General features: G+C 75.6%; 2 protein-coding genes and 1 pseudogene. All 3 read left to right on the forward strand.

Going from position 1 to position 3495, the window contains the following annotated elements:
* A partial coding sequence (locus EBN88_RS29165) for a hypothetical protein (protein ID WP_122400002.1) occupies positions 1 to 1502 on the forward strand: 1502 nt, incomplete at its 5' end.
* Positions 1499 to 2362: a hypothetical protein gene (locus EBN88_RS29170; RefSeq protein WP_122400003.1), complete on the forward strand. Its 864-nt coding sequence runs from the start codon at positions 1499 to 1501 to the stop codon at positions 2360 to 2362. The genes EBN88_RS29165 and EBN88_RS29170, both read left to right, overlap by 4 nt.
* Positions 2363 to 2423: 61 nt before the next feature.
* Positions 2424 to 3495, forward strand: a pseudogene (locus EBN88_RS29175) (hypothetical protein); the annotation flags it as partial.

Below are 3495 nucleotides of genomic sequence, written 5' to 3' on the forward strand. Positions count from 1 at the left end.
CCCCGCCGGCCCCGCCGGCCGCGTCCCGGCCCGCCCCCGGCCCCGCGGCCGACGAGGGCCTGGCCCGCCGGCTGCGCGCCCTGGCCTGCACCGCCCCGCTGCACGACCTCGACGTCCGCAAGGCCAACCTCGCCGGCGAGTACGCCCGTTACGCGATGGCCGAGGTGGCGCTCGCCGCCATCGACCTGGTCACCCTCAGCATGGACTTCGACACCGGCGCCGAGCACGAGGACGTCATCGCCCGCCTGCTGCCCAGGATCGCCGCCCAGGCGCCCACCCGCCCCACCGCCGAACACCGCCGCGTCGCCCGCTGGGTGCTGGACAACCTGATCAACGTCGGCAGCGTGGACCGGGGCTTCCGCGCCGTCTACGGCACCTTCGGACCCGAAGGCGAATACACCCGCAGGGACTACGACTTCAAGCTGATCGAGGAGGTCCAGGGCCCCGGCGGCGGGGTCTACCTGCGCACCACGGACGAGGCCGTCAACGTCCTGGTCGGCGCCCTCGACACCGACGTCACCAGCGCCCAGATCGCCGCCGAGGTCAAGCTGGAGGTGCTCATCAGCAGGGGCCGCCTCGCCGACGCCCAACTCGCCGCCGAACAGGCCCGCTACCGCACCGTCCAGTACGCGGAGACCCTCCGCCGCACCCTGGAGACCACCCGGCGCGACGTCCGCGCCGTCGACTGGCTGCGCGCCGTGCCCGACATGGTCGACGAGGCCCTGGACCACATCGCCGACCGCTACCGCCACGAGAACGCCATCCTCACCCACATCCGGCACGCCAGGGACGAGGCCGTCGACCCGGAACACAAGCTGCGCGCCGCCGAGTTGGTGGACATCGTCCGGGACTGCATCCGCCGCCACACCCAGCTCCAGTCCCGGCTGCTGGAGGCCGGACCGCTCTTCCGCGCCGAGCAGGACCGGCAGGCGTTCGCCGCCCCGGCCGCCCGCGCCGGCGTCGACCTGTACGGGCAGCTGCTCGGGCCGCTGTTGCCGAGGCCGGTCGCCGAGGCCACCCGCGTCACCGACGCCTACTTCGCCCGGGGCACCGGCCCCCGTCCGCCCGGCGCCGTCCGCCTCGCCGACCTGGTCGAGCAGCTGCTGACCCCGCCCGCGCCCCGCGAACACCTGGGCGCCGAGCTGCCCGAGCCCGACCTGGTGGCCACGCCCGACGACAGCCGCTTCAGCGAGGCCCAGCTGGAGTCCGCCATGGAGTTGCTGCGGCTGCCGCCCGACGCGCCCCGCCGGCTCTCCGGGCTGCTCGCCGAGGCCCGCGCCCGCGACCCCGAACTACCCCATCTCATCGCCCTGTTGGCCGCGCACGCCGCCAGCCCGCCGGTCGGCACCGCCTACCGCCAGGGCGAACGTCGGCTGCTGTTCGCCGTGGACGACGGCACCCCGCTCAACGACCCGGACTTCGGCGGCGCCGACCTCGTCGTCGGCACCGCCCTGCTCGACGCGGCCGGTATGGCCGCCGCACGCACGGAGACCACCCCATGACCATCCCCGCCCCCACCCCGCCCACCCAGCCGAGCTCGGCCCCGCTCACCCCGGCCGACGCCGCCGACGCCGCCCGGCTCGTCTCCTTCGGCCTGACGCCCAAGCTGCCGCCCGCCAGGGACCCGGACTACGCGGCGCTGCTCCGCCGCTACCAGGAGGAGCCCGCCTTCGCCCGGGTCGCCGACGCCGTCGCCGGCGGCCTCGGCCTGGTCGTGCTGGAGGTCTCGCCGCGCGCCGGCATGGCCGTCGCCGCCGCCGAGGACTCCGTCTTCGCCGTCCGCATGGGCGAGTACGCCCGCCGCACCACCGCCGACACCGCCGACCGCTTCCTCCACGGCCTGGCCCATCTCGCCGTCGCCGCCCTCGCGTTCCCCCGCCCCGCCGACCTCGCCGACGACGACTACCTGGGCCGGGTCTCCGTCAACGGCGTGGAGGCGTTCGTCCGCCACGCCTGCCAGCGGCTCGCCGAACGCGCCGCCGAGCGCGGCGAGAACACCGACCCGGTCAGCGACGAGCCCGGCCTCGAAGCCGCCTGGCGGGTCTACGCCCGCCGCAGCTCCACCGGCGCCACCAAGGACGCCCGCCGGCTGGCCGGTTCGACGACGGGCATCGTCGGCAAGGCCGTCGCCTTCCTCGCCGACTCCGGCTTCCTGCACCGCGTCGGCGACGACCAGGGCGGCACCTACCGCACCACCCCGCGCTACCAGCTCCAGGTCCGCGAGCTGGCCGCCACCGCCGCGCTGACCGAGCTGACCGAGCTGGGCCTGGTCCCCGTCAGCGACGGCGCCGGCACCCTGCTGCCCGGCGACCCCGAGGCCGCCGACCTGGCGGACGGCGCCGGCCTGCCCTTCCACCGCTAGAGCCGCACTGCCAGAGCCCCCGCCCCCTTACCCACCACAGGAACGCACGAGAGTCCACGCCATGTACGAGCTGTCCCGGGTCCGCCTCTACTCCATCGGCCCAGCCGGTGCCCGCTACGCCGACACCGTGCTCGACCTGCGTGGCGTCGGCGCGCCCGTCCCCGAACCGGCCCCGGCCCAGGCGGACTTCTTCGAGGAGGAGCCCACCGGACCGCCCCTGCGCCCCGCCCCCGCCGGGGTGCTCTTCCTGGAGAACGGCGGCGGCAAGTCCGTGCTGCTCAAGCTGATCTTCTCGGTGATGCTGCCCGGCCACCGCAACACGCTGGGCGGCGCCAGCTCCGGCGTGCTGCGCAAGTTCCTGCTCGCCGACGACTGCGGCCACGTCGCCCTGGAGTGGCAGCACACCCGCACCGGCGAGACCGTGGTCGTCGGCAAGGTCAGCGAGTGGCGCGGCCGCCAGGTCTCCAACGACCCGAGGAAGTTCGCCGAGGCCTGGTACTCGTTCCGCCCGGGCCCCGGGATGAGCCTGGACTCGCTGCCCGTCGCCGAGTCCACCGCCCTGCGCCGCCCCGAGGCCGGCGACGGCACCTCCGGCGCGCGCGGCAGGCGCCGCACCATGAAGGGCTTCCGCGACGTCCTCACCGAGACCGGCAGGGCCTACCCCAACCTCGACGTGGTCTGGGAGGAGGTCCACGAGCGCTGGATCGAACACCTGGGCAGGCTCGGCCTCGACCCCGAACTCTTCCGCTACCAGCGGGAGATGAACGCCGACGAGGGCGAGGCCGCCGGCCTGTTCGCGGTGAAGAACGACGCGGACTTCACCGACCTGCTGCTGCGCGCCGTCACCGACCCCAGGGACACCGACGGGCTGGCCGACCTGGTGCACGGCTTCGCCGACAAGCTCGGCCGCCGCGCCGAGCTGACCGCCGAACGCGACTTCACGGCCGGCTCCGTCGAACTGCTCCAGCGGGTCACCGAGGCCGCCGGCGAACGGGAGGCCGCCCGTTCCGTGCACACCGCCGCCGAGCAGCGCGCCCGGGGGCTGACCCGCCGGCTCGACGCCAGGGCCGAGCGCGAGCGCGGCCTGGCCGCCGAGCTGGCCGAGGGCGTCGCGCGCGGCGCCGAGGCCGTCG

The organism is Streptomyces triticirhizae (genome assembly GCF_003696235.1).
Lineage (GTDB): Bacteria > Actinomycetota > Actinomycetes > Streptomycetales > Streptomycetaceae > Streptomyces > Streptomyces triticirhizae.